The organism is Halobacillus naozhouensis (assembly GCF_029714185.1).
In the GTDB taxonomy this organism is placed as follows: domain Bacteria; phylum Bacillota; class Bacilli; order Bacillales; family Halobacillaceae; genus Halobacillus_A; species Halobacillus_A naozhouensis.
In genome coordinates this window covers 497,909-522,765 of record NZ_CP121671.1, presented here as the reverse complement: position 1 = coordinate 522,765, position 24,857 = coordinate 497,909, and the positions used below count along the sequence as shown (strand labels likewise).

The window sequence follows — 24,857 nt, the reverse complement described above, 5'->3', positions numbered from 1 at the left end:
CCTCCTCCTTTACTCAGCCGAATAATTGACGGGTGCCGCTAATTTTTCTTCTTTAATTTGAAGATTCTCTAATCGTTCCCTCCCTACTTTTTGCAAGTACTCTTTATGGGAGTTCATTCCTAGGACATATTGGTCCAGCCAGGAAAGATAACCTTCTCTGGTTTTGGTCTCTTTATGATACGAATGGAAGAATTCATGGTCCCGCCTGTAGTACCCCTGGACTGGGGATGGATGCGCAAAGCCTGGGCACGAAACAACCGAAGATACCTTAAAACCAGGTACTAAAATACGGTTTGGGTCACTGTCAATTTCATGACTCTCCACGATTTCTTCTGCAAGTAATATAATTTTTTTACTTGCCATGGCCGCATCCTGTGCGATACCCAAATTCCCCCACAAGTGAGCGTTGCCTTCCTTATCAGCTCTTTGTACTCCGAGAATAGCTACATCGGGTGTTATCGCCGGCACAAAAACGAGTTTTTCTCCTTCATATTCCTGTGTCTGCAAATGGGGATTGCTATCTAACAGATTCGTCCCTAATAAAGAACGAGTTGGTAAAAACGGGACCCCCATCGCTCCAGCCAACAATGCTAATCCAATTGAAAAATTACTGTGATCCTCGATTTCAATCGGAAAAGGCACACCCTTTTCAACGGAGCGACGATAATTATGGCCTAATCCTGCACTCACATTTCCTGCCCAAGCCGCTGTTACTTTTTGAACGGCCCCTGCGCCAATTAACATATCAAATAAAATATCCGAGATCGGCGCTATTACATTAAGCTTTTCTTTTTGCTGTCGAACCAATTCATGTGCTGCAGCAAAAGGGATCATCGGCTCTAAACAAGCTCCCATTACGACCGAATCACCATTTTTTACGTGGTCTTTAATGGCTTCATCTAATGATTGAACTTTTTCTTCCATCGTCCGTCACCTCCATTAGAATAATCGTGCGCTTCACAATGACTAAAAAGGCGATACCGGAACACCGATACCGCCCCTCCTCATCTTAATAATCCAAAATTTACTTCCCGCTCCAGTCCGCCTCACGTTTTTCTAAGAAAGCACTCAAGCCTTCCTGAGCATCTTCGGAACGGAACAACAGATTCTGCAATTCCCCTTCGTAACGGATCGCTGCGTTCAACGGCATTTCCTTCCCATTCATGATGGATAGCTTAATGTTAGAAGCAGCATATGTCGCTTGGCTGGCCACTTTCTCGGCATAAGCTAACGTCTTTTCACGTGTTTCCTCTTGTGGATACACTTTATCCACGAGTTGGATGTCCAGCGCTTCTTGCGGGGAAATCGTATCCCCCGTAATGTTCATATCCAGTGCTTTAGAATGGCCAACTTGACGAGCCAGACGCTGCGTTCCGCCTGTCCCGGCTAACACACCAAGGCTGATTTCCGGAAGTCCGATTTTCCCTGCGGCATCGCCCATAAAACGAAGGTCGCAAGCAAGTGCCATTTCAAGGCCGCCTCCTACGGTATGGCCTTCTAAACAAGCAATCCAGATTTGCGGTGAACGCGCGATTTTATCTAAGGTTTCATTACAGAACAGGCAAAACTGTGTTTTGAATTTCGGTTCAGCGGATTTCAGGAACGAAACATCCGCCCCGGCTGAGAAGAATTTCGGCATGTCACTCATGAGCACGGCGACCTTAATGTCATTATCGAAGCGGATCTCATCAATCGCTGCATTCAATTCGCGGTAAAAGTCCAAATTGTAAGAGTTAGACTTGTTCACGTGAATGTGGACTTCTGCAATCCCATTGTTCTTTGTTACCGTCAATTTGTTTTCAGTTGCTGTAGCCATTTTAATTCCTCCTAAATTTCATTATTATTTAAAAGCTAACGTTCTATATACATAATATAAGGAATGTAGGCTGCTTTTTCAAACCCTCAAATTGCCCAATATATTACAGTTAAAGCCGTGTAATTAATCGTTATCTTCCATTTCCTTTTATATACTGCCATTTTTCTGAATCTTATATATTTTAAAGGCCTTAATGTGACTACTCATTGCATTCCAGCTGATTTATGACTGCTTTTAGATGGCTAAAAACCATTTGACACCTTAGGAAACCTGTTATATATTATTTATAAATTACGATAGTAAATAAAACATAATATAATTTGGAGGGATTTTATTGCACACGTTCTACCAGGACGAAAAGGTGTATGACATTACGATTATTGGTGGAGGACCAGTAGGACTCTTTACTGCCTTTTATGCAGGAATGAGACAATCATCAGTCAAAATTGTAGAAAGTTTACCGCATCTGGGCGGTCAGCTTACAGCATTATACCCAGAAAAATACATTTATGATGTAGGAGGTTTTCCTAAAGTAAAAGCCCAGGACCTAGTTGATCGTTTAACAGAGCAGGCTAATTATTTTAACCCTACCGTTTGTTTAGAAGAAATGGTTGAGGATTTAGAAGTTCTGGAAGATCAGACCCTCAAGTTAACAACAAACCAAGGAGTACATTATACAAAAACCGTCATCATAACAGCAGGAAATGGCGCATTCAGCCCTAGAAAACTAGATTTAGAGAATGCCCTACAATATGAAGGGAAAAACCTTCATTATCATATTAAAGACTTAAATCGATTCCAGGATAAAAACGTCCTGCTCTTTGGAGGAGGGGATTCCGCTGTTGACTGGGCCCTCATGTTAGAGCCTTTGGCGAAACAAGTTACTCTTGTTCACCGAAGAGATAAATTCAGAGCCCATGAACATAGCGTTGAACAACTTTTTAATAGCAAGGTTTCCATTAAAACCCCATATAAACCCGAACTGTTTAATGGAAATGAGGAATTAATCCATGAAACCGTAATCAGACACACTAAGAAGGAAGACGATCAGCATTGTATTAAAGTAGATGACGTGATTGTGAATTTTGGATTCTTAGCCTCTCTTGGGCCCATGAAAAATTGGGGATTAGAAATTGAAAAAAATTCAATTGTCGTTAACTCCAAGATGGAGACAGCTGTTCCGGGGGTTTATGCGGCTGGAGATATTTGTACGTATGATGGAAAAGTGAAGTTAATTGCCAGCGGATTTGGCGAAGGCCCTACCGCCGTAAATAACGCAAAAGCTTATATGGATCCTAAAGCCAAGGTTCAGCCGAAACACAGCACAAGTGTGTTTGCTTAAAAATTTTTCACAGGAGGTCGATAAAATTGGCTAAATTTACTATGGTTGATAAAGATACATGCATCGCTTGTGGAGCATGTGGTGATACGGCTCCTGATATTTTTGGTTATGATGATGAAGGATTGGCTGATGCTATTCTGGACGATAACAAAGGTATCACTGAAATTGTTGGAGAATTAGCAGAGGATTTACTTGATGCCGAAGAAGGCTGCCCTACTGAATCTATTAAGGTTGCTGAGGAACCCTTTCACTCTACAGTAACGAGTAAATAAGTAAAGGTGGGAATCAGTTAGTTAGGGCGGTAATGTTTTAAAAAAACCGTTATCTCTTGATTAAAATGGAACGCATCTATTAAATGAGGTATAATTCTAGCAAAAGATCCCTCTGCGGGGTGAGTAGAACTTTATAAAAAGGGGCGTGGTCATACTGATTGAATCTCAGACGACTACTTTTAAAATTCATCCGATATGTATCCCCACTCCGGGGAGTTTAAAAACAGTAAATTTCTATCTTCTTTCAACAAAGAACCAGTTACTGTTATTTGATGCGGGCTGGACAGGAGATTCATACTGGTATGCACTTAAGCAAACTTTAAAAGAAAACCAATTTAAACTTGAAGATCTCACAGGCATTGTCCTCAGTCATCACCACATCGATCATTGTGGTTTGGTGAATCAATTAGTTGCACAACATAATATCCCTGTTTACGCTCATAAAAAGGCCTTTCCTCGCTTGCAAAGAGATGAGGCATTCCTAAAAAAACGTATCCAGTTTTTTTACACATTATATGAAGAGTTTGACTGCAAGGAAAAAGGTGAGGAACAAGTTAACCACTTAAAACGCTCTCTGGAAAATAACCGTCACCTAGCTGTAAAGGCAGACCTTTCGCCAATTGAGGAAGCCCCTCTTGATGGTTTAAGCGTTCTCCACTTTCCAGGACACGCTCCTGATCAGATTGGGCTCTGGGAGGAAACATCACGGACTTTATTAGGAGCTGATGTCCTCATTCAACACATCTCCAGTAACGCTTTAGTCGAGCCTGATGAGAACGGAGAACGACTGCCGACGCTAAGCCAAAGCGTCGAATCATTGAAGGCTATTGCTTCCTTACCCGTTCAACTTGTCTATTCTGGCCATGGGTCTGTTATTCATAACCCACAGGCATTAGTTAAAAAAAGGTTAAACCGTATCGATCAAAAAGGAAATAAAATCATTTCCCTTATTGAAAAGGGCGCTTCAACAGGCAGAGAAATCGCTCAAAACTATTACGGCTCTACTTACGAACAACAATTCTCCTTAGTCATGTCAGAGATTATTGGGCAACTCGATTATTTAGAAAAAAAGGGTAATATTAATAAGGTGTTGAGAAACGGTGTATATCATTATGCCGCTTTGTAACTACTGTGGCTAGATAAGTAATCCCGTACCACTCTGAGGGTGGTACGGGATTTTTAGGTTTTCCTGCTCCTCCCTGCTTTCATTTTTTTATCCGGTTTTTTCGTTCACATTAGATGGATTAATAAATTTCTTCCATTATTTAAAGGAGACGAGTCCCTTTTTTCCTAATAAGCAGTAAACAATTGTAATGTTTGAGTAACATTCGTAACAAAACTTTGCCGTTTCAACACCTGTCAACCTAAATGCATTGTTAATATTTTTCTACCAAATCATAAATATTCCAATGCATGATGATTTTATCCATGAAGGGCAAATTAGGTAATCCCCCGTGTCATCAAGGATTATTGGAGTCATTTAATGTAAATAGCTAGTTTGTCAGCTTATTCGTACTAGAAAAATAGAGTTAACCAAATTTATCCTAATATATTACAAAAATCGGATGGTAGTATAAAAGAGTCGGAAAGACAAAAACCCAAAAGGAGGAAGTAAAACATGAAAGGTATTTCATTTATCATTTCTGGAGCCGTAGCGGCATCGCTTTTATTTGCTCCAGCAGCAACACAAGCGTCAACCGCAGACCAGAAGAACATTAATATAGATTGTGTGACAAACTGGGAGTCACTAATCGGGAATTTCCAGGAGGGCAGCTCCATTCAATCGATTTTAAAACAAATGGAAAAGACCCAGACTGGATCTGAAAAACCTGCTCCAGCTAAGCAGCAAACAGAAACACCTCAGAAAGCTCAAAAACAAACAGAAGAGCCTAGCACACCCGCTAAAGAAGACCAGCAGCCACAACCGGCTAAGGCTGAGCAACAACCAGCCCAAGCTGCAGAGCAGCCAGCTAAAGCTGAAGCGCAGCCAAAACAACCAACTAAAGCTGAGGCTCAACCAAAAGCCGAAGAAACAGCTCAAGCTAAGGAACAAACAGAACAAGCTGCCGACAATTCTGTCGTGTCAGCATTTGAGAAAAAGGTTGTAGAACTAACGAACGCTGAGCGTACTCAAGCAGGACTAGAACCACTGAAATTAGATGTAGAATTGAGTAAAGTAGCAGGAGACAAATCTCTTGATATGCAGCAAAAAAATTACTTTTCACACAACAGCCCGACATACGGGTCACCGTTTGATATGATGAATGCATATGGTATTGACTATCGTAGTGCTGGAGAAAACATTGCGATGGGACAAACTTCTCCACAAGAAGTGGTTCAAGGATGGATGAACAGTGAAGGCCACCGTAAAAATATCATGAACCCTTCCTTCACACACATTGGTGTAGGGTATGTGGAACAAGGAAACTACTGGACTCAAATGTTCATTGGTAAATAAGAGAACTATTATTCTACCTGCCGGGGACTTATCCTCGGCGTTTTTTTTATGTCTAATTAGTAATGATTACAAGAGAAGAGACTAATCATAAGGTTAAGGGGTGTTTTTAAGTTGCTTTAATGTATTTTCCATTTCCGTTTTAATGATGTTCATGACTTCTAAGTTAGGTGAACGTTCATCGAGCATATAGACTAATTCATATGATATATACCGATAGCCTTCTAACAACTTATTAAAAACTTTATAATCTCCAGGATTCATTTGTTTGATATCAATAGTCGAATCGATAGTATTTATTTTACTTGATATATAGTGACCAACCTCTTTTGAGATTTTTTTATCGAAGTTTGTGTCTATTACTACCTGGACCTTGGAATGAATTAACTCAAATTGATCTATGAATTGTTGGGAAATGATCTTAAAATAGTCGTCTTTATCTCTTGTTCTCAGTCTTTCCTGCCATACAATCATCTTTTTATTTGCACGCAGTGTGATCAGACCCGCAATTAATGCTCCCAGAAATGCCCCTATTAATGTCCCCCCACTCGTTATCCAAGCATCAGGTGAAACACAGGTCCAAAATCCTCCGCAGTGATACATATGGATTCACTCCCTCTATTTATTTCTCCCTGACATCCTTTGTTTTCTCTCACTTCAATTATTATGCAGTTTAAAAAAGAAGTTCCATGATACTTTCTTATTAGGAGTAACTAGTAGTAACTCCCATCATGTTTTACTTCAATCCTTATCAAGCGGTTTGATCCAATCGTCACCAGCAGGGGCAAGGCGGTCAAGACCGGCAAGGTGGCGGAATGCCAGGCGGTGGTATGTTTCCTCAAATCCCGCTCCCTGGCTAAGGCGGAGGGATGTCTGGAAGGTGGCATAGATATAGAGCTCCGTGGAGTTTTGACCCGCGGCGTCAATACTACTGGTAATTATGAAGTGTAAATTTCCTAGGTAAACTCAAGAGCACTTATTTTCTTGTGGTTTCCTGGAAATGAATACTGAAATGGACCTATTAATGCTGACAGGAAAGCCTTTTGCCCACGTGTGTATGCCCCTTTAAAAACGAAGCTGCCAAAGTCATATTGAATTTCTAGCATTGGCAGCTTGGTTGTTTTATTTAGTTATGTTTTGATTAGGTCCCTCTAGTCATCCTGAAAGCCCAAAAACGTATATTTTCATATGCATAAAATTTATAACTGCTTGTCGTTATGGTCGCATTTTCCAAAGTTTCATTGGATCTTCCTCTCCTTCATCCAATGGCATTTGTATCATCGAAAGCATACGTTCCCCTTTTGTTTTTTGTAAATCCTCATATATAATTTTTGATTTTCCTAACCCTGCTTCCACCGCATTTTCAACTGACGCACAATAAAAGACCTTTTCGATTCCAGCAAAATACATTGCCGATAGACACATTGGACAAGGTTCTCCACTTGCATACATAGTATAACCTGATAGGTCATTTGTTTGTAATTGTTCTTGCGCGCGCCGGATAGCCAATAATTCAGCATGGCCGCTAACATCATAAGCTTTATGCAACTCATTCACGCCTTCTGACACTATCTTGTTATCCTCCACAAGTACTGCGCCAAAAGGCTGGCCGCTCTCACGAACATTTTCTGCTGCTAATTCTACTGCTCGTTCCATGAATTTGTCCATTTTACCCCTCCTTACTAGTAATAAAGATGATAAAAATTCATTCTCCAACATCGCCGTCAAATCTACTTCTAATTATCGCTCTTCTATTTTTTAATCGTCCAAACATGTCCTGAGGAGGAAAAATTACAGGTTGTGAATCAATTTCTAAATCCCTCCAACCTTGTGAAAAATCCCTTGAGAAATTGATAAAACCTCTGTTCAGTTGGAAGCAACTGACGTTCACTGGAACTGATCACACCGACCGTCCGGGTCATTTGCTGTTCACATAGTTCTGCCTTCACTGTATTTCTGGGCAAACTGTCGACTAAGGTTATTTCCGGGATCAGAGCTATTCCGAGTCCTGCCGAAACCAACCCTTTTATAGCATCAATATCCTCCCCTTCAAAGGTAACGTCAGGTTTAAAACCTATTTTTAAACATGCTTCAAAAATAATGTCACGTAATATAAAACCTTCGGGAAACATAACAAAAGCGTCCCCTTTCAGATCGCTAATGTTAATAACATGATTATTAGCAAGGGGGTGATCAGCTGGCAATAAGGCAACAATTTTTTCAGAGAAAAGAATATCCCCTAGGATTTTTTCCTTATTACTAGGAAGAGGGGCCAGCAAAGCCAAATTTATATCGCCCTTCATAACCCTTTCTATAAGTTGATAATAAGAACCTTGACTCAAATTGAATTTAACGTCTGGGTAAATCTTGCGGAAGGCGGATATAGCCATTGGCATGGTAAAAGCGGCCATACTACTTGGAAAACCAATATTTATCGTGCCTTTTTCAGGATCTGAGTACTCCATAACTTCTCTACGAGCATTCTCAATGACCACTACTGCCTTTTGCATATGCTCATAGAAAGTTTTCCCTATTTGTGTGAGACGTACATTTCTGCCATCTCGAACAAAAAGATCTACATTTAATTCAGACTCCAAATTGAAAATCTGTCTGCTGACCGCAGATTGTGCAATATTCAAATTAAGCGCTGCTTCTGTAACATGCTCATGTTCAGCTACTTCCATAAAATATTTAATCTGTTTTAATTCCAAACTCATGAGCACCTCTTTTCAAAACGATCTGATTCTGATATCGATTCTATCTGTTTATTGCATTGATTAGATCAGTTATAAATTATAAAATATTTCGGTAGATATAACAATTATTTAAATTATGTGAAATCATATTCATAAAGAAATTCCAATCGAAAGGAGTCCCCTATATATGGCTATTCAAGAAAAAATTAAAAAACCCGGGACACAAGTGGCGGAGAAATATGTAGAAAAAGTTCTAGAGGTAGTAAAACAACGCAACCCGCATGAGCCTGAATTTTATCAAGCAGTAGAAGAGGCTCTCAAATCGTTAGTCCCGGTTTTAATCAAGAAACCCAAATATATGGAACATGGTATTCTTGAAAGAATAGTCGAACCAGAAAGGATGATCAGCTTTCAAGTGCCATGGACGGATGACCAGGGAATGGTACAGGTCAACCGCGGTTTCCGTGTTCAATTCAACAGCGCAATCGGGCCTTATAAAGGAGGGCTTCGTTTTCACCCTTCCGTTAATTCAAGTATTGTTAAATTCCTAGGGTTTGAGCAAATATTCAAAAACTCCCTCACCGGGCAGCCCATTGGTGGAGGAAAAGGAGGATCAGACTTCGATCCTAAAGGAAAATCAGATCAAGAAATTATGCGTTTTGTCCAAAGTTTCATGACTGAACTAGCTAATCATATCGGTCCAGATATTGATGTCCCAGCTGGAGATATCGGTGTCGGACCGCGTGAAATTGGATATATGTTTGGTCAGTACAAAAAACTCCGCGGTGCCTATGAAGCAGGCGTTTTAACTGGTAAGAGCCCAGGTTTCGGGGGAAGTTTAGCACGTACAGAGGCGACAGGATATGGAACCGTCTATTTTGTTGAAGAAATGCTTAAAACTAAGGGATTAAGCTTTGATGGAAAAACAGTGGTTGTCTCCGGTTCAGGTAACGTATCGCTTTTTGCCATGGAAAAGGCGCAACACCTAGGTGCAAAGGTCGTGGCCTGCAGTGATTCCAACGGTTATATCTATGATGAGAATGGGATTGATCTCGACACAGTGAAACGACTGAAGATCGAACGCAATGAACGGATCAAACAATATATTGATGAATATCCGAGCGCATACTACTTTGAAAACTGTAATAATATTTGGTCTATCCCTTGTGATATTGCTCTTCCATGCGCGACACAAAATGAACTTGATACCGAAGCAGCTTCTGTACTTGTTGGGAACGGGATTTCTGCCGTCGGGGAAGGAGCAAATATGCCTTCCACTCTTGAAGCTATCGAAATCTTCCACAATAATGATGTACTGTTTGCACCAGCAAAAGCAGCAAATGCTGGAGGTGTAGCTGTATCTGCTCTCGAAATGGCTCAAAATAGTGGACGTCTATCCTGGTCTTTTGATGAAGTAGATGCCAGTTTACACAAAATAATGGTTAACATTCACAAGAACAGTGTTAAAGCAGCAGAAGAGCATGGATACCCAGGTAACCTTGTAATTGGTGCAAATATCGCAGGATTCATTAGGGTTGCTGATGCCATGATCATGCAAGGAATTTAAATAATAACTTCGCTGAGACATATAAATAATTAGAAATGGCCCGACTTCGCATCCCGTGAAGTTGTGTGCCATTTCTCTTACGAATGACGTGGCTTCTCTACTCAGAGATTTCACGTCATTTTTATGTTTTTAATATGGAAAAGACAGGGTACTATTTTGTCTAGTTTCAATGCGTTATATTCATACACCACTTGCTAACTCATAAAGCGTTAAGTTTCATCAACTTCATGACTTTAAGACTAAATAGGGAGGTCTAAAGTCCATCCCTATTCCTCTCCAAAGTTTATTAATCCATAGTGTTGCCATGTCATATAATCCCCTCTTCTAATGAAAAATGTTTTGAATAGACTAATCACCGGGTTTACCTTCCTAAATGGAGACCGAATAATTTATAAGAAAATTTTAGATTTCTACAAAAACCGACGGAATTTTCGTTTCTCCTCCTTTATACTCATAACTAGACTAAAAGATTCTGACTTATCAAAAAATAGTGCTTTCCCCACCCTACATAATTTTAAAATTAGAAAGGAATGATGACCATAACACAGATCTTTGATTTATTTCAGTCTGCAGTTTTACGCTCTAGTCTACATGAGTTTGTCTATTTCCAAGGTTTAGCTGAAGATCCCGGGGACCCAGGGATGGGGTGAAGCAGTTATTTTAAAGAGATCATACATTGGTTAGATTGTTCTCTATGTCCTCCCATACAAAAACACAAACGTAAACAGCTAGTGTTTACGTTTGTGTTTTTAGGATAAGAATTATTTCACGGAAATAAACTTGTTCTATACATGACATGTGAGGTATTTGAATTCTTCACATGTCAAAGAAATGTAACGATCAATTACTGTTGACCCTTTTTCACCCATGAAGCGATAGTAACCGTACGTTTGGCTTGATGTTTAACGGCTTCCTCTACATCTTCTTGCATGTTTCCTTCCTGATCAACCGTCACACTAACACCATATGGGTTACCTCCTGAAGTAAATTGCACAGGATCTGTGTAACCAGGTGCAGCAATGATCGCACCCCAGTGCATCATGGACGTATAAAGTGCTTTAACTGTTGCCTCCTGTCCACCGTGTGGGTTGTTTGCTGAAGACATTCCGCTAACCACTTTATTAATCAGCTTCCCATTGAACCAAAGTCCCCCTGTTGTATCAAGGAATTGTTTCATTTGGGCCGGCAAGTTACCAAAACGAGTTGGCATGCTGAAAATATACGCATCTGCCCATTCAAGATCATCTAAAGTGACTTCCGGTAGTTCTTTCGTCGCATCCACATGGGCCTTCCATGCCGGATTAGACTCAATTGCTGCCGTCGGTGCAAGCTCAGGGACTTTGACTAACTTCACTTCAGCACCTGCCTGCTTGGCACCTTCTTCTGCCCATTTTGCCATTTCATAATTTGTGCCCGTGGAACTGTAATAAATGACTGCTAATTTTACGTTTTCCATTGTTAAATCGCTCCCTTTTGTATCTTTTCTAAAAAAATCTAATAATCCCATGTGGTATATCTCCCATTCAAAAAAATTCCTAAACTAATACTTCAGTTGCAGTTAATTCACCCAAACCTCAGTTTCGTAAAGTTTACTTTTTAATCGAGGTTGCCCTGTACCATTCAGCCGCTTTGTCAATCTCGCTTTTTGTGAGTTGATGCCCTTGATTCTCCCAATGAACTTCTACAGTGGCTCCGGATTTTTCCAGCATTTCTGCTAATTCCCTAGTTTCTTCCGGGCTGCAAATCGGATCATTTGTACCCGCACCGATAAATACAGGCAGTCCCGTCAAATCAGGTAGTTCAATCCCCCGACGCGGCACCATAGGATGCAATAATACGGCTCCCTGTAAAGAATTTTGGTAGTGGAAAAGCAAGCTAGCGGCTATATTCGCACCATTGGAATAGCCAATGGCGAGTAAATGATCCCGATTAAAATTATGATCATCAGCAGCTGTATCAAGAAATTGATGAAGTTCTTTCGTTTGCTTAATTAAGTCCTCTTCATCAAATACGCCCTCAGCAAGCCTTTTAAAAAATCGAGGCATACCGTTTTCACTGATGTTGCCACGAACACCCAATACAGATGCAGAATCATCAATCATACCCGCAATCGGTAATAAATCCGTCTCTGTCCCTCCAGTACCATGCAGCAGAAGGAAAGTTGGTTTCTCTAAATCTGTTCCTTTGTGGAAAATGTGTTTCATGATTGCTCCTCCTTACGTTCTCGAACAGTAATAGGTGTAAGAACCTCTTCAATTCTCGTACGATGAGTTTCCAGCCATTGGGGAAGTTTTAACTCTTCGCCTAACGCGTCGAATGTCTCATCACGCGTGAATCCTGGCGGGTCGGTTGCAATCTCAAACAATATTCCACCATGTTCACGGAAGTAAATGGCGTTAAAATAATCCCGGTCTTTTACGTCTGTCGGGAAATATCCTTGATGTGCAATATGGCTCTGCCATTCTTTATGGTCTTCGAAATCTTCAGCTCTAAATGCTATATGATGGACGGTACCAGCACCCATTTCGCCTCTTGTGCTTGCCGTTAATTGAATATCAACGACATTACCCAAATCTGCATAAGAACGAAAACGAAGGTAGTCATCTTGTTGTCCAACCTTTTCCATCCCCATGACATTTTCAAGTAGGTCTGCCGTTTTATATGGAGCTGCTGTATTTAGAATAGCCCCGCCAAATCCTTTAATAGCAAATCCAGCTGTAACACTGCCATCTTCCCACTTACTATTAGGACCTTCTTCTCGTGCAACGATTTCAAGGTGTAATCCGTGCGGATCATTAAATTGGAGAAATTCTTCCCCAAAACGAGTTTCTTTTCTAACTGAAACATTGAATGTAAGAAGCCTCTCTTCCCAGAAACCCAGGGTGTTTTCGGGCACGACAAATGTCGTTGTACCTACCTGACCAGTACCAATCCGGCCATTACGGGCACCTGCCCAGGGGAAAAAGGTCATAATCGTACCCGGTTGTCCCTTCTCGTTTCCAAAATACAAATGGTAAGTGCCTGGATCATCAAAATTCACGGTCTTTTTGACCAATCTTAACCCAAGAACAACTGCATAAAAATCAACATTTTCCTGCGGATCCCCTACAATCGCTGTAATATGGTGGATACCTGCCGTAGCTTTTGTCATGGCCATCCTCCTATCGTTTGTATTATGTCTTGTCATTTTACTTTCAATTCACTTATCTTGAATTAAAGATAATAACCTAAAAAAATTTAATTTTCCTTCAAAGAAAGACCTAGCCTTTTTAATAAAGAAATCAGTGTTTCCTTTTCAGTCTCATCCAATTCCCCAAATATAGATTGAATACCTTTTGCATGTTTTGGAAAAATACCATTCATCAAATTCTTGCCTTTGTCTGTGATCCTAGTATAAATAATGCGTCGGTCCTCTGGACATCTAATACGTTGCAAAAGGTGCTTTTCTTCTAATTTATCAACCACATACGTAATACTGCCGCTTGCCAGCAGGATCTTTTTCCCAATACGTTGTATCGGCTGGTCACCTTTGTGGTAAAGCAGTTCTAATACGGCAAACTCCGTAGGATTCAAACCATGCTTTCGAATATCTTCTCTAATTTTTCCTTCCACAGCATGATTCGCACGAGAAAGAACAATAAATGATTTTAAGGACAAATCTTTTTCATCATACTGCTTCATGAGCATCAAATCCTTAATTAATTTATCTTTAATTCAAGATAAATTCTATAGAACTTCGTTAGATTTGTCAACTCTAAACGTAAAGTTCCAGACACGTTAAAAAAGACAATTCACCTTATCGGCAAATTGTCTTCTAAACATCGAACCAAGTAACAAAAACTATCCATATTCACTTAGATGGATGTTATTGCTTCCTTAATAAGTTTCGTTCCACTCACTACTTGAAATTCCTTGCCGATCGTTGTCTCATTTTCCAGGCTTGAAACGATGACACTTGCCACATCTTCTCGAGGAACTTCAGCCCTGTCTACTTCGTATGCGGCCTCTACTTGACCTGTTCCTTTATCATTTGTCAGCAGGCCAGGATGGATAATCGTATAATCTAAGTCTGTTCTTTTCAACCATTCATCTGCATAATGCTTTGCTGCAACATATGGCGAAAAGGACGAAGGAGCTGCCTGAATTGCTTCACGGCTCGTGTCAAACGAACTAATCATGATAAGCCGTTTTATTCCAGCAACTTTTGCCGCTTCAATAGTTTTTACGGCACCGTCCAAATCAATTAAAATGGTTTTGTCTGCCCCTGTTTTCGGCCCAGATCCTGCAGTGAAGACGATCGCATCCACTCCCTCAGCCGCTGCTGCAATCGTTTCGATATCCTGTTCCAAATCCACCACCGCGGTTTCCGCACCTAAATCTTCGAAAAAGGAGGCTTGCTCCTGTTTACGAATCATAGCTTTCGCTTCCTGGTTATCGCTATCCTGAATAAATGAAACGAGATGTTTTCCAATTTGACCATTTGCTCCAACAACAAGAACTTTCAATTTCTCCACCCTTTCTAATTAAACTAGATCATTGATGATACAATCGATACATGTCCCTTCCCTATTATCGTAAATGGAAACAGATGAAGATGTCTAGAACTTCACCTTGACGCCTGATCCTGCCTTGCCTTTTTTTATAAGGTTACGATATATGAAGAGGACTCCCATTAAATCATGTGCTTCTTTTTGCTCTATTTGTGTTAAATAGGGAGAAAAAAGGGAAAGAGTATAAATGGACTTTAATTTGAATACTAGAAAAAAGGAGCGGAAAATGATGAACAACAAACAATTCGGTAAAATAAAGAACGGAAACGGATTTATCGCTGCCCTCGACCAAAGTGGCGGTAGTACGCCGAAAGCATTAGCAGCGTACGGTGTACCAGAAGATTCTTATTCTGGTGAGGATGAAATGTTTGATTTGGTTCACGAAATGCGGACAAGAATTATCACATCTCCTGCATTTAATTCCGACCATATCCTTGGCGCCATCCTATTCGAGCAGACGATGGACCGCGAAATCGAAGGCAAATATACAGCGGATTACCTCGCTGATAAAGGAATTGTCCCTTTCCTCAAAGTGGATAAAGGACTTGCTGAAAAGGAAAACGGTGTACAGCTCATGAAACCGATTAATAATTTGGATGAGACACTAAGACGTGCTAACGAACGAAACATTTTCGGTACTAAAATGCGCTCTGTCATTCACGAACCAAATTCAAGCGGAATTAAAGCTGTCGTTGAACAGCAATTTGAAGTCGGAAAACGTATTATCGCTTCTGACCTCATCCCGATTATTGAGCCGGAAGTCAATATTCACAGTGAAGACAAAGAAAAATCGGAGGAAATCCTTCGAGATGAAATTATTAAGCACTTAAATGACTTAACAGAAGACGAAAACGTGATGCTAAAGCTAACGATTCCAACAACGGCCAATGCCTATAAAGAATTGATTGAGCATCCTCGCGTTGTACGGGTCGTCGCTCTCTCAGGCGGTTATTCTCGTACAGAAGCAAATGAGAAGTTGAAAGAAAATGATGGGCTCATTGCGAGCTTCTCCCGGGCACTATCTGCTGACTTAAATGCCAATCAGTCTGAAGAAGAGTTTAATACAGCATTGAAGAATGCTGTGGATTCGATTTACGATGCTTCTGTGAATAAAAGATAGCAGGAAAAAGGGTGGAAGTACAAAGGTGTACTCCTTATCACTTTCTTTCTCTTTAGGATCCGAAAACTTAATGAAATTAATAACTTCTTATCTTGAAAAAGCTTATGACTAAAGAATGTGACCACAACACGTTGTTGTGGTCACAAATTATTGGCATAATAGGGTCTTTGAGGATCGGTATACATCCTGTCCATGGGTTCAAAGCAAAATACATTCTTGTAGCAGATGATGAGAAGAAATCGCGGATTTAATTGCGATTCATTTAGAGAAGGAAGGCTATCAAGTATTTCAAGCATTCGTGAGGAAGGGCATTAAATGTCATACAGTCTCATAGCCCTTCTTATACTCTATATTTTATAGCTAATCCTTTTAAGAAATTCCTGGCGTATCGATCACCACACTCTTTATAATTCTTGTGGCCTTCTTTTCTTAATAACGCGCTTAATTCCCCTTTTGTTATCGTGACACCTGCGCCTTCTAGGATATCTATTATATCCTCACTTGTTAACGTTAGTGCTATTTTCACTTTTTTTAGCATGACGTTATTAACACTTGAATAATTCTTTATTGACCGGTCTGGTTTATTTGGTTGTCCAGGTTTTGGTTCTTGTGGTCCTCTTTTAAAAATAATCATGCCGTTTAAAAATGACTCTAACATACTGTTCGTGCATTTTATATTCTCTTCACTTTCAGCTACATCACCATCATAGTCAAGCTCATCATCGTACCCGTCATCTGATTTTGTGAGTACCTTTAACACTTCTTCTTTTGTTAGGTCAATGCCACCAAGTTTGAATATTTTTATCATATCTATATCTTTTATATCCAGGGCATATCTTAATCTAATTAATATATCATTATTATCCATTTATACACCTCCAATAATATGCCTAATAATACCACAGCATCTTCATAAGAACCACCAAGCCTCCCTTTTACATAATTTCGTTGGCATTTTTCCCTTTTTAACTCAATTCTTTACTTAATAATATGGCGCAAATCTTATTACGAGATTTGGCTCTTTAGAAGAAAAATGAGTGCTAATCTTTATTAAAGACGCTTGATAATTGAACAACGGAAATATGAAAAAGAGCCCCCAAAACTGCTCACCAAATAATTCATACCATATATACTTCAAAAAAGTTTTGAAGTATGGAACAACCGCATTAACTGAGTGATTATTTACATACAAATATGGAAAATTTTAAATGTAATGTTTACATTACATAAACCCTCATATATAATTGAATTATGTAAGGTGCACATTACAATCCAGGAAGGTCGTTAACGATGAAACATGGAGTACGTAATGCCGTAAAAGATTTTAGAAAAGAAATGGGTTTCACTCAGGATCAATTGGCCGAAAAGATCCTCGTTACCAGACAAACGATTATTGCTATAGAAAAGCAACGTTATGAACCATCCATTGGAACAGCCATTAAATTAGCTACTGTACTAGATTGTTCTTTAGAAAATTTATTTTGGATCGAAGGAGAGGAATGAAAATGAACGTAACCTATAGAACAAATTTCCTGTTGAAAATAGGGATTCCGTTAATTTTATTTTATATGTATTTTTTTCAGTCTCACTCTACAATGACTTTAGTTGCTGCGATTGTAGCTACGATTCATTATGGGGCCTTTGGGATTGATATTCACAAGAAGGGAAATTGGACCAAAGTTAACCTTGAGCATGATCAGCGCACACGTTCTAATGCTCACTTTGCCGGATACATTACCTGTTGGGCTATTATTCTACTCCTATTCATAGGCGGTGTACTCGTACTCCACACGGATATCCCTCTTACTTTTCCTAATGTAATCGCCTATACTATTCTAGCTAGTTTCGTTTTAAGATGGATTATACGAGACTATCTTAATAATCGTGAGGAAATAGAAGATGCCCTCCCATTAAATTGATCGATTAAATTTACTTGAATACGACCTTATGGCGCAATTCTTATTCCAGAATAGCGCCATATCGTCCAACTGAATAATCATATAGTCTTTTAATAGCTGACCAGAACTTAGACACTATACACCTTCGTTCAGCCATTTATTATTAATAGATTTTTTCAGACTAGAGATAAACTCATCTATTTGAACTTCTTCCGACCCTTCTTGTCCGTATTTTCTTACATTTACAGTATGATTCTCACGTTCTTGGTCCCCCACTACAAGAATATTTGGCACCTTTTTAATTTGAGCTTCTCTCATTTTATAACCGAGCTTTTCCTCGCGTAAGTCATGTTCCACTCGTATTCCTTCTTGTTTCAACCGTTGTGTAACCTCGTCTGCATATTCCTTATGAGCTTTATTGGATACACCTATTACTTTTACTTGAACAGGTGCTAACCAAGTAGGAAATGCACCGCCGAAATGCTCAATTAAGATACCTAGAAAACGATCAATGGACCCAAAGACAGCACGATGAATAACAACTGGACGGCTTTTTTCGTTGCTCTCATCCACATAAGATAAGTCAAATTTCTCCGGCATTTGAAAATCTAGTTGGACTGTAGCACATTGATGACTTCTCTTAAGTGCATCTTTAATATGGATATCAATTTTCGGACCATAAAATGCTCCATCACCTTTGTTGATTTTAAAGTTATAGTTAAGTTCGTTTAAGACATTCTTTAGGGCGCCCTCTGCTTTATCCCACAACAGCTCATCCCCCATGAAATGACTTGGTCTTGTTGAGAGTTCAATTTCATAACTAAACCCAAATGTACTGTACACGTAATCAATTAATGTTAAAGCTTCTGTGATTTCCTGTTCTATTTGATCTGGTGTTACAAAGATATGGGCATCGTCCTGACAAAATGTACGTACTCGTAACATACCATTCAAGGCCCCGCTGAATTCATGTCGATGAACTTGCCCAAACTCAGCCATCCGAATAGGGAGATCCCGATAGGAATGAAGTTTATCCTTAAAAATAAGCATATGTCCGGGACAGTTCATTGGCTTTAAGGCAAACTTTTGATCATCTACTTCAGAAAAGTACATATTTTCTTTGTAATGGTTCCAATGACCTGACTGTTCCCATAGCCGTTGGTTCATCATTATTGGTGTACGTACTTCTTTATAATTATATGAATGCTGCAAATCCCTTAAAAAGGACTCTAATTCATTTCGAATAAGTTGACCATTGGCTAAATAAAAAGGCATTCCAGGTGCTTCTTCTGAAAACATAAATAACTCTAGTTCCTTCCCTAATTTCCGATGATTTCTTTTGTTTGCTTCTTCAACAAAGCGAAAATATTCAGCCTGTTCTTCTTTTGAAGCAAAAGCCACGCCATATATACGCTGAAGCACTTTATTTTGGCTATCCCCTCTCCAGTAAGCCCCAGAAACATGAGTTAGCTTAAAAGCTTTGATAAATCGTGTAACAGGCAAATGGGGACCCCGACATAAATCAAAAAACTCCCCTTGACGGTATACTGTAACCATATCTTCTTGTGGAATATCCTCTAACAGTTCTAATTTTAAAGGATCATGTGTAAAGATCTCCATTGCCTCTTTACGTGAGACTTCTTTACGTTCAACCTCAAGATTTTCTGAGATGATATTACTCATCTCTTTTTCGATTTTAACTAGCTCATCCATTGTAATGCTATGCTCTACATCAATATCATAGTAAAAACCATTTTCGATGACGGGTCCAACACCTAAATGAATGTTTCCATACAGACGTTTAACAGCTTGTGCTAATACGTGCGCGGTTGTATGCCTCATAATCTCGATACCAGCCGAAGAACTTATATCCAATAACTCTATTTCAGCATCTTTACCAATACTTCTCTTAAGGTCATACAATGTCCCGTTAACTTTACCTGCCAAAGATTTCTTTCTTAAACTTGGACTAATGGAGTCTGCGATTTGCTCTAAGCTAATACCCTTTGGAAACTGTTTTTCATTTCCGTCTGGAAACTTGATTACAACTTCTTCTTGTTTCATAAATCAACACTCCTTTTTAGGATATAAAAAAACACGCCATCCCTAAAATAGGGACGAGCGTGTATCATAACTCGTGGTTCCACCCAACTTCCCATCATATCCTAAAATCATGATGGCTTTGTTTAAGCTATATCGTAGCTTCTACGGTACCGATTACTGTGTTTTCACCAGTACTGCTCTAAGGGGGTAAGTTTTTCCGCAGCATTAGGAAGTTTTCAGCCGTGTCTTCCCTCTCTGTAAACCGTTAAAAATAACTCATGTCCTTTTCATTGCATTACTTGTATAAAATTAAAATAAAAAACACACATTCATCCCTCAACAAAAGGGACGAGTGTGTGCGGTCTCGTGGTTCCACCCAGATTTCCACCACCTAATTAAAAGGTAATGGCTTCATATTGCTGTATCGTAGCACCTACGGTATTGATTACTTTTGTTCACCAATACTGCTCTAAGGGGGTAAGCTATTCCACAGCGTTAGGAAGTTTCCAGCCTTGCCTTCCCTCTCTGTAAACCGTTAAGAATGACTCATGTCCTTGTCATCGCCATGTTTTAATTTCATCCTAATATATAGGATAATCTACCACAAGTCAATATATTTACAAGTATTCCTTTTTTAGGAACACTCGATTTGTTTAAGTTTGTCTCCTCATGATTGAAAAACCCTTTAATTTTGGCGGTATGGTTAATGTCATTTTAACCACTTAAACCATTTTGATTCCTGCTATTTTTAAATCTCATTAAACCCAATATGAACAACGTTAAAGGTATAACAGCACCCATCAAAATATTGAGAGGGACATAGGATTTAAAGAGAAATTCATTCAGTTCTGGGTAGTTACTGGCAAATAGAATGGACCCTACTCCAATCAACCAGGCTAATGGAATAACTAAAGGTCGGTATGTATTTAGTCGAAGAGCCTGGGCTAATCCTAAGCTTAGTCCGTAGAAAAATAGCGATATTCTAATCATTAGACCGACCGTCCATAAGATTACCGCAATAGCATCAAAGCGATTGATGACATTTCCAGCTTCGATATAACGGACCTCTGAATAGGTTGGTAAGGACATCTTCGCAGCCTGTTCGGCACCGAATAAAGCTACAGGGCCAGTGATAGGACCTAGAAAAAAGATTAAGGTAACAACGGCTACCCCAACGCCTGTTTTAACCAATTTTTCCGGTCGTTGAACATAGGGGAGGATCATGCCCAAAATCACAAACTCACCGAACCAACCCATTACCGATAGGGAACCTACAGTAACAGGCATCAGCCCATCTCCCATGATTGGTAATAAATTTGTATAATCCTTTTTTTCACCCATGGTAAGGAAAACCACTGCCATTGCTATAATTACTAAAACCGGGAGCATAATTTGATTGAGTCTCCCCAAGGTTTCTAACCCCAGATACACAATATATGTTGTCAAGAGCAGAATAACCGTAACAAACGCCCACATTGGTGTTTCATCCATGACTTTTTTAAACGCTTCAGCAAACAATCTCGTCCCCAAAGTAACCATAATGAAAAAATAAACCAGATAAAGCACCCCGATAATTTTACCCGGCCACGAGAAATGTTGAAATAAAATCTCAATTAATGTTAGACCTGGGAAATACCGAGATAGTTTCACCAATGTAATAATCCCAATCAACCCCAAAATGGCGCCTCCAATAGCTGCAATCCAGCCATCCCGTCCGCTTTGTTGGAGGACTAAGGTTAACAAAATTAAGTGCCCAACGATCGTTAAGGATGTAATGGCCAACATGGCTGCCTGAATATTACTTATTCTGCCTTTTTCAATCATGGTTGGTACCTCCGTTTCTTTTCCTACAAGGGGCTCAACATATTTAATAATTTAGATATGGAAGGATCAGAAAGATCATAAATCGCCAGTATGCTTAGAATAATCGTGAGACTAATGATCCCAAGTTGGGCAGCTAACATTTTATAATGGTTTCTTTTCCATACAAAATGGATATGGGTGCCTGTGGTCAGTACAATCAACACTACAAGAAGTAAACATAATAAACTATTCACCTGTTACTCCCCCTCATTCGCTCTGATTGGATCTTTAAGCAGTCCATATCGAGATATATTTGCCGAGACTTTTAAATCTACTTCCGTATTCTTTAACAGGCCGTTTCTCCAAAGAGGAGCTATTTGTTCCCACTTGTTCGGGTAGTTTCGATAAAAAGATTGACCGAATCCAAAAATGTCCGTTTGCCAGTGGTTCTTCGCCTTGCTCAACACACTGGTAACATCTTGTACAACCACTCTCTCAAGGTGTTGATTTAAACGGTCAATTTGATCGGTATTAACGTTGAAATCAGGACAAGTCAATTGACCGATGTCGGCCTCAACTTGAATATCTACACCTATCTTGGTTGTTCCGCCAGATAGTTCAGGTGTGAATTTCGATTTTGAGTTTGTGATATTTAAGGTAACTGTTTCATTGTTGTTTTCTCCACAGCTTAAAACAACAATTTCATCTTGGAGTTCTCCTTTTACCCATAGTAGTCCACGTGTTTCCCGTTCATCGAGAAAACCTTGCAATTGCCCACCCTTAAACGCGGCGGTACCTTTTAGACTTAGTACCTTTGGTATATCTTTTTGATTTTTTTCAATTGTATTGGCTGTTGCTTCACTTTTTTCAGTATCAGACTGCTTTTTTGTTTCCTTTTCATTCTTTCCTATTTCTATTCCTTGCTTTTCGGCTGCACTGATGACACCTGTAATTGGGTCCGTTGTATTACTGGAAAGTGCCTTCATAAATTGACTAATGTCCTTCACCATAGCCGTAGTAGCATACCGGTTTGAAAGTACTAAATCGTCCAGTTCCATCCCTAGTGTTACATTGAACTGAGGCATCGTTTTGACCAATTGTGATGCGGTTCCTCTGGTTACCAGTAACTTAGTACTTGGACGAAAACCGGTTTGTCTTTTGAAAAAATCTAAGGAGGATACCATCCTTTCACGTGCTGCCCGTTCTCCAAACACGATCGCATTGACGTGTCCAAAGTAAACTTTTTCAGAAATGGTACTTGATAAATTACCTAGCGCTTCAAGAATGCTTTTACCTGTTGTTGTTTCAATCAGAAACTTATTTTGTTCATTGCCAGCAACAGCGGTTTCTGAAAAAAGGGTATGGGGTTTAACAATGACAGCTGTTACCTCAACTTGGCCGGAATCCGTTTCATCAATTCCGATGAGATTGATCGTGGAAAGGTTATTGATTTCATCCGCATCCCAACACCCTGAAAGTGATAAAACCATTACAAGTAGTACTAGCGCTTGAAATAGACGTGTCCATTTGAAAGGCTTATTTTTCCTCATGACGATCCTCCTCACCAGTTTTTGGAGGTTTGGAGATATTATCCTTCCCTGTACGGTCAACATTATCCACTCCAAGGCCCGGCGTACGGGTATCCATTGCCCACCATGGTGCCCGCATAAATACGTCTTTCCATCCCTCTTTTCTTGCAGGGGAAACGGGTGAAAAGTAAGGGACACCAAAGGAACGTAAGCTGACGAGATGAGTTAACCCAAACATCAGGCCGACAATGATCCCCATAAAACCAAAAAGTCCTGCCAATAACAGTATGGGAATACCACAAAAGCGTATAATTTGATGAAATTCATAATTAGGTAAAATAAAGGACGTTAAAGCCGTTACTGAAACGACAATTGCCATCACGGGACCAATAATCCCTGCTTGTACCGCAGCTTGCCCTATTAACACGAGTCCTAAAATGGTTACCACAGGACCACCGAATATTTTCGGCATTCGTAACCCTGCCTCCCGAATTAGTTCATATGTCAGCAGCATAAAAATGCCTTCGACTAACACAGGGTACGGCAAGGCCTCCCGATTGGCGACAATCCTCATTAGAAAAGGTGTCTGTAATAAGTCTTGATGAAACATGGTCATCCCCACAAAAAATGCTGGAAGAATTAAAATGACGAAAAGCCCTAAAAAACGTACCCAGCGAATAATTGTTGCGATTAAGGAGCTGTCATAATAATCTTCGCTTGAATGAAGAAACTCGACAAACATCGCAGGTGCCGTTAAAGCAGAGGGTGTACCATCCGTAAGAATGGCTACCTTCCCATCTAACAACCCGCCACAGACACGATCAGGACGTTCTGTGCTAAAAACAGTGGGAAAAGGGGACCTCGGGGAATCCTTTATCATCGATTCTATATAATGACTGTCCAACACCCCATCAATGTCAATATCGGTCAATCGACGTTGTACCTCATTTACGATTTCCTCATCCGCGATCCCTTTCATATACACAACGCTTATTTGTGTATTTGTTTGTCTGCCAAGGGTTAAATATTTCACCTTTAAAACAGGTGTTTGTATTTTCTGACGGATTAACTGCAAATTTGTATGAATGTTTTCGACGAACCCTTCTTTTGGCCCCCGAACAGTCCGCTCATTATCTGACTCTGTCACTCTTCTACTTGTTTGGTTATTTGAACTGAACAAAAAAACATGATCTATTCCATCAACTAGAAGAATAATTTGTCCTGCCAAAATTTTTTTAATGATGAATTGAGAATTGTCTGATTCATCCATACTACTTAATGGGAAGTGACGGCGAATAAGTTCGGTGAAGGATTCTTTTGAACCCTGCTGGGTATGAGGGACTGAAGAAGAAGAGAGCCCTTTTTCTATTTCAAACAATGTCTGATTGTTGATCATTTCAGATAAGTAAACTAGGCAACCAGATTGATTACCGAATTGCGCTTTGCGAAAGACGATGTCGTCACATGAAGTAAATGTCTCTTTTAACATAGAGAGGTTTGACTCAAGAGACAAAGATAGCAGAATAGAAGAAGTTTCAGTGTTTAATTGCTCATTATCCTTGTTGTTTGGGAGAGATCTACTCATCTACCGCACCTCCTTTGAAAATTAGTTTTTCATAAAAGAGGTTAATTATTCCCGGTATTTAAAATTCAGAAGTTAAAAACCTTTCTTTACAATCCAAAATCGCTGCGATGGTCATCAATCTTGGCAAAAGAAAAGCTAGGGGTAAACCTACCCTAGCCTCTGCCATAATATTAATGAGTTT

At 39.7% G+C, this 24,857-nt stretch carries 24 protein-coding genes; 8 read left to right on the top strand and 16 right to left on the bottom strand.

The genetic code is table 11. The features are described 5' to 3' along the window. Window positions 1-9: 9 nt before the first annotated feature. Together P9989_RS02850 and P9989_RS02845 are read right to left on the bottom strand one after the other, a co-directional pair. The gene (locus P9989_RS02850; protein WP_283077315.1) at window positions 10-924 is read right to left on the bottom strand and encodes a CoA transferase subunit A; all 915 of its coding nucleotides are present in this window, start codon (window positions 922-924) and stop codon (window positions 10-12) included. A 100-nt stretch (window positions 925-1,024) separates the two neighbouring features. Then, on the bottom strand, window positions 1,025-1,816 hold the full coding sequence (locus P9989_RS02845; RefSeq protein ID WP_283077314.1) for an enoyl-CoA hydratase/isomerase family protein: 792 nt from the start codon (window positions 1,814-1,816) through the stop codon (window positions 1,025-1,027). A gap of 334 nt (window positions 1,817-2,150) precedes the next feature. On the opposite strand from P9989_RS02845, the gene P9989_RS02840 reads away from it, so the two are divergent. The 4 genes from P9989_RS02840 (at window position 2,151) to P9989_RS02825 (ending at window position 5,888) form a co-directional block, all read left to right on the top strand. Beyond that, window positions 2,151-3,158, top strand: coding sequence for an NAD(P)/FAD-dependent oxidoreductase (locus P9989_RS02840; RefSeq protein WP_283077313.1), 1,008 nt, complete (start codon window positions 2,151-2,153; stop codon window positions 3,156-3,158). Between the two features lie 26 nt (window positions 3,159-3,184). Continuing rightward, a complete protein-coding gene (locus tag P9989_RS02835) occupies window positions 3,185-3,430 on the top strand; it encodes a ferredoxin (RefSeq protein ID WP_283077312.1) in 246 nt (81 codons plus the stop codon). A gap of 145 nt (window positions 3,431-3,575) precedes the next feature. Continuing rightward, window positions 3,576-4,556 (top strand): MBL fold metallo-hydrolase, encoded by a 981-nt coding sequence (locus P9989_RS02830; protein ID WP_283077311.1) that lies wholly within the window; start codon window positions 3,576-3,578, stop codon window positions 4,554-4,556. 492 nt (window positions 4,557-5,048) lie between these two features. Beyond that, complete coding sequence (locus tag P9989_RS02825) at window positions 5,049-5,888, top strand: CAP domain-containing protein (RefSeq protein ID WP_283077310.1); 840 nt, start codon at window positions 5,049-5,051, stop codon at window positions 5,886-5,888. 93 nt (window positions 5,889-5,981) lie between these two features. Here the strand turns inward: P9989_RS02825 and P9989_RS02820 are convergent, their stop codons facing one another. The 3 genes from P9989_RS02820 to gltC form a co-directional block, all read right to left on the bottom strand. Continuing rightward, complete coding sequence (locus P9989_RS02820; protein ID WP_283077309.1) at window positions 5,982-6,488, bottom strand: hypothetical protein; 507 nt, start codon at window positions 6,486-6,488, stop codon at window positions 5,982-5,984. A 612-nt stretch (window positions 6,489-7,100) separates the two neighbouring features. Beyond that, a complete protein-coding gene (locus P9989_RS02815) occupies window positions 7,101-7,553 on the bottom strand; it encodes a nucleoside deaminase (protein ID WP_283077308.1) in 453 nt (150 codons plus the stop codon). 137 nt (window positions 7,554-7,690) lie between these two features. Continuing rightward, on the bottom strand, window positions 7,691-8,596 hold the full coding sequence (gene gltC / locus P9989_RS02810; protein ID WP_283078814.1) for a glutamate biosynthesis transcriptional regulator GltC: 906 nt from the start codon (window positions 8,594-8,596) through the stop codon (window positions 7,691-7,693). Between the two features lie 172 nt (window positions 8,597-8,768). Here gltC and gdhA point away from each other — a divergent pair, with 172 nt between their 5' ends. Beyond that, window positions 8,769-10,148, top strand: a complete 1,380-nt coding sequence (gdhA, locus tag P9989_RS02805; protein WP_283077307.1) for an NADP-specific glutamate dehydrogenase — start codon at window positions 8,769-8,771, stop codon at window positions 10,146-10,148. Window positions 10,149-10,992: 844 nt separating this feature from the next. On the opposite strand, the gene wrbA is transcribed toward gdhA, so the two are convergent. From wrbA to P9989_RS02780, 5 genes are all read right to left on the bottom strand, one after another. Continuing rightward, window positions 10,993-11,655 (bottom strand): NAD(P)H:quinone oxidoreductase, encoded by a 663-nt coding sequence (wrbA, locus tag P9989_RS02800; RefSeq protein WP_283077306.1) that lies wholly within the window; start codon window positions 11,653-11,655, stop codon window positions 10,993-10,995. Window positions 11,656-11,737: 82 nt separating this feature from the next. Beyond that, window positions 11,738-12,352, bottom strand: coding sequence for an alpha/beta hydrolase (locus P9989_RS02795; RefSeq protein WP_283077305.1), 615 nt, complete (start codon window positions 12,350-12,352; stop codon window positions 11,738-11,740). Further along, on the bottom strand, window positions 12,349-13,299 hold the full coding sequence (locus P9989_RS02790) for a ring-cleaving dioxygenase (RefSeq protein WP_283077304.1): 951 nt from the start codon (window positions 13,297-13,299) through the stop codon (window positions 12,349-12,351). Before P9989_RS02790 ends, P9989_RS02795 begins: the two co-directional genes overlap by 4 nt. Window positions 13,300-13,385: 86 nt before the next feature. Next, entirely contained in the window at window positions 13,386-13,829 is a 444-nt protein-coding gene (locus P9989_RS02785; RefSeq protein ID WP_283077303.1) for a MarR family winged helix-turn-helix transcriptional regulator, read from the bottom strand. Between the two features lie 173 nt (window positions 13,830-14,002). Then, window positions 14,003-14,653, bottom strand: a complete 651-nt coding sequence (locus P9989_RS02780; RefSeq protein WP_283077302.1) for an SDR family oxidoreductase — start codon at window positions 14,651-14,653, stop codon at window positions 14,003-14,005. Between the two features lie 274 nt (window positions 14,654-14,927). Between P9989_RS02780 and P9989_RS02775 the strand changes: the two genes are divergently transcribed. After that, the gene (locus P9989_RS02775) at window positions 14,928-15,818 is read left to right on the top strand and encodes a fructose bisphosphate aldolase (RefSeq protein WP_283078813.1); all 891 of its coding nucleotides are present in this window, start codon (window positions 14,928-14,930) and stop codon (window positions 15,816-15,818) included. A 340-nt stretch (window positions 15,819-16,158) separates the two neighbouring features. On the opposite strand, the gene P9989_RS02770 is transcribed toward P9989_RS02775, so the two are convergent. After that, window positions 16,159-16,686 (bottom strand): YehS family protein, encoded by a 528-nt coding sequence (locus P9989_RS02770; RefSeq protein ID WP_283077301.1) that lies wholly within the window; start codon window positions 16,684-16,686, stop codon window positions 16,159-16,161. Window positions 16,687-17,108: 422 nt separating this feature from the next. Between P9989_RS02770 and P9989_RS02765 the strand changes: the two genes are divergently transcribed. Together P9989_RS02765 and P9989_RS02760 are read left to right on the top strand one after the other, a co-directional pair. Further along, window positions 17,109-17,321 (top strand): helix-turn-helix transcriptional regulator, encoded by a 213-nt coding sequence (locus P9989_RS02765; protein ID WP_283077300.1) that lies wholly within the window; start codon window positions 17,109-17,111, stop codon window positions 17,319-17,321. A gap of 2 nt (window positions 17,322-17,323) precedes the next feature. Next, window positions 17,324-17,737 (top strand): hypothetical protein, encoded by a 414-nt coding sequence (locus P9989_RS02760; RefSeq protein WP_283077299.1) that lies wholly within the window; start codon window positions 17,324-17,326, stop codon window positions 17,735-17,737. 114 nt (window positions 17,738-17,851) lie between these two features. On the opposite strand, the gene thrS is transcribed toward P9989_RS02760, so the two are convergent. From thrS to P9989_RS02735, 5 genes are all read right to left on the bottom strand, one after another. Continuing rightward, window positions 17,852-19,780: a threonine--tRNA ligase gene (thrS, locus tag P9989_RS02755; RefSeq protein ID WP_283077298.1), complete on the bottom strand. Its 1,929-nt coding sequence runs from the start codon at window positions 19,778-19,780 to the stop codon at window positions 17,852-17,854. Window positions 19,781-20,473: 693 nt separating this feature from the next. Next, window positions 20,474-21,583 (bottom strand): GerAB/ArcD/ProY family transporter, encoded by a 1,110-nt coding sequence (locus P9989_RS02750; protein WP_283077297.1) that lies wholly within the window; start codon window positions 21,581-21,583, stop codon window positions 20,474-20,476. Between the two features lie 23 nt (window positions 21,584-21,606). After that, complete coding sequence (locus P9989_RS02745) at window positions 21,607-21,816, bottom strand: hypothetical protein (protein ID WP_283077296.1); 210 nt, start codon at window positions 21,814-21,816, stop codon at window positions 21,607-21,609. Window positions 21,817-21,819: 3 nt separating this feature from the next. Further along, window positions 21,820-23,112: a Ger(x)C family spore germination protein gene (locus P9989_RS02740; protein ID WP_283077295.1), complete on the bottom strand. Its 1,293-nt coding sequence runs from the start codon at window positions 23,110-23,112 to the stop codon at window positions 21,820-21,822. Continuing rightward, complete coding sequence (locus P9989_RS02735) at window positions 23,099-24,676, bottom strand: spore germination protein (RefSeq protein WP_283077294.1); 1,578 nt, start codon at window positions 24,674-24,676, stop codon at window positions 23,099-23,101. The genes P9989_RS02740 and P9989_RS02735 overlap by 14 nt, the downstream gene beginning before the upstream one ends. Window positions 24,677-24,857: the final 181 nt, after the last annotated feature.